Genomic DNA, 2,671 nt, shown 5'->3' with positions numbered 1-2,671 from the left:
GCCGTCGGCTCGGTGGGTGCGGCGGCCTGCGCCGGTCCGGCGGCCCCAGCCTGCTCGGCTGTGCCCCTAGTCTCCGACTCGTGCTCAGATGCTCTCGACTGCGTCATCGTCTGCCGCCTCTCAGTGCAGGACGGTGCCGGCAACCTGGGACAGGGACTCGCTCAAGGCGTTGACGGCGTCGGAGAACTCGCGCTGGACATCGGTGTAGTCGGTGTCCGAGGGAGCCTCACCGGCGTTGACCTGCACCTCGGCGATGGTGGAGTAGTCCACATACTTCGTGGCGCCGTCGGCCGTGGTGCCGTCCTCGTGAGCGGCAATGAGGTCATTGACCTTCTTCAGGCCCTCGTCGATCTTGGTAGCCAGGTCCGCGTCATTCTTCTCGACGATGGCCTGGACGTTGCCGTAGGCGACCTCGGCGCCCTCGACGTTGGCCTTGAAGTCGTAGAGGTCGGTGTGGGAGAAGGTCTCCTCCTCGCCCACGATCTTGGACAGGGCGACCTCCTCCAGCAGCGAGGCAGCGCCCGTGGCCACGTCGGTCAGGGTCAGCTCGTAGGTGCCCGAGGGGCCCTCGATGTTGCCGTAGACAAGGTCGTAGAGCTTCTGGGTGTCCTCCACCAGCTTGTCGGCCACTGCCTTGCGGGCGGCGTCGTCAGCGAAGGCGAAGGGCGAGCCCTCCCCGCCGTCCCACAGGTCCGCCTCAATGCGGTGCCAGCCGGTCCAGGTGCCGATCACGGAGGCGTCCGTGGTCTCCACGCCGGCGTCAGCAGCCAGGTCCTGGATACGCAGGTCCAGGGCCTCATCCAGGTCACCAGCAGCCTCGATGCCGAAGGACTCGGCGGTGGGCTCGATGCGCTCGTAGTGCTGGCGGGCCAGCGGGTAGAGCTCCTTGGCCTTGTCCGCGTCCCCGCCGAGGTATGCCTCGGTGAAGGTCTTGGTAGCCTCCAGCAGCTGGCCCACCTGGTCACGCACGTAGGCGGTGTAGTTGGTGACGGCCTGCTTCTCCAGCTCGGCCACGTCCTCGGAGACCTCCACGGCGGCGCCCTTGGTGATCGTCAGCTCGGTGACGCCCTTGAGCTCGCCCACCATATTCGGCTTGCAGGCCGCGTAGTACGTGCCCTCGGACAGTGCCGTGGTCAGCGAGGCGGTGGTGCCGGGGCCGATGTTCTCCTGCTCGGAGACGATCTGCAGCTTGTTCTCCGTCAAGATCTCGAACTCGTTGGCCACCGTGCCGTTGTTGGTCATGGTGAAGGTGACCACGCCGGAGGGGAAGGTGGTGGTGGACAGCTCCAGGCCGTCGTCGGTGATCGTGACGGTGACCTCGGTGGCGCCCGCGGAGGCACCGGCGGACGCGCCGGCGGACGCGCCGGAGGAGGCGGGCTTGTTGTCCACGCAGCCGGCCAGGCCGAAGCCAGCCAGGGCCAGCAGCGGCAGCGTGAGCGCGGTACGGCGAGTGGTGCCACGCAGAGCGGGGCGGGCGGAAGTGGTCACGTGATTCTCCTGTGGGTGTGGTTGGGAACTGGGTGGTCGGTAGTCAAGTGGTCGGTAGCGACAAGGCGTCAAGGAGGCCTGGGGGCTCAGGCTGAGGCGACGGCCGAGCGAGAGCTGGCTGCGTCGTCGTCCTGCGCGGCGGGCGCTGCGCCGGCCGCGCGCCTGGCCGAGCCACGGACCTGGCGGGTGAACAGGACGAGGGTGGGCACGAGGTAGAGCCACCACCCGATGACCTGGGCCACCGTGGGCTGGACCTCCACCTGGAACATCGCCTTGGCCACGATGTAGAGCCAGTGGATCGGCGAGGTCTGGCCCGGCAGGTAGGCGGAGATGTCCCAGGCGTGGTTCATGATGCCGGGCAGGAGGCCAGCCTCCTGGAAGTCGGCGACGGCGTAGGAGACCACACCCGCAGCCACGAAGATGAGGAAGTAGCCCGTGATGGCGAAGAACAGGCGCATGTTGATGCTGGCCGCACCCTTGTAGACCAGCCAGCCCAGGACGATGGCGATGAGCAGGCCCACCACCACACCGGCGCTGGTTGCCGCGACGTGGTTCTCCACCGAGGACTTGACCGTGGCCCAGATGAACAGGGCGGTCTCCAGGCCCTCGCGGCCGACGGAGATGATGGCGATCCACACCACGCCCCAGCCGGAGGAGGAGTCTGACAGCGCGTCCTCCAGGTCACCCTCGATGCCCTTCTTGAGCATGCGGGCATTGCGACCCATCCAGAAGATCATCCAGGTCACCATGGCCACGGCCAGGAGGGACAGGCTGCCGCCGATGATCTCCTGGGCCTGGAAGGTCAGGGTCTTGGGGCCCCAGGTCAGCACAGCGCCCAGCGCGAGCGGCAGGCAGGCGGCCAGGAGGACGCCGAGCCACATCTTGGGCAAGACGTCGCGGCGGCCGCTGCGAACCAGGTAGGCGGCGATGATGCCGACGATGAGCGCGGCTTCGAAGCCCTCGCGCAGCGCGATGAGCAGGTTGGCAATGAACAAGGCGAGTCCTCAGGCAGTGGCCGCGAGGCGCTCGACCCCGCTATGACTTCCGGAAGGCTAGCCTTACCTAGGTAAGATTGACAACTCTGATGGGACTTGTGGGGGCTTGGTGTCATCTCCCTGCGGGGCTAGGTGCTGTGCGGGGGGGGTGCCCCTATGTGGTGTGTCAAGCGGCGGCGGGGAGTTGG

At 67.5% G+C, this 2,671-nt stretch carries 2 protein-coding genes; both read right to left on the bottom strand.

Annotated elements, in window-relative coordinates; translation table 11 throughout:
- Positions 1–120: 120 nt before the first annotated feature.
- A complete protein-coding gene (gene efeO / locus HMPREF0058_RS02465) occupies positions 121–1,488 on the bottom strand; it encodes an iron uptake system protein EfeO (protein ID WP_006548091.1) in 1,368 nt (455 codons plus the stop codon).
- 86 nt (positions 1,489–1,574) lie between these two features.
- Positions 1,575–2,483 (bottom strand): iron uptake transporter permease EfeU, encoded by a 909-nt coding sequence (gene efeU, locus HMPREF0058_RS02460; protein WP_006548090.1) that lies wholly within the window; start codon positions 2,481–2,483, stop codon positions 1,575–1,577.
- Between the last annotated feature and the right edge of the window lie 188 nt (positions 2,484–2,671).

Origin of the sequence: Actinomyces urogenitalis DSM 15434 (genome assembly GCF_000159035.1) — a bacterium.
GTDB lineage: Bacteria > Actinomycetota > Actinomycetes > Actinomycetales > Actinomycetaceae > Actinomyces > Actinomyces urogenitalis.
Note: the sequence above shows the minus strand (reverse complement) of the source record. Positions and strands in the feature narration are given on the sequence as shown.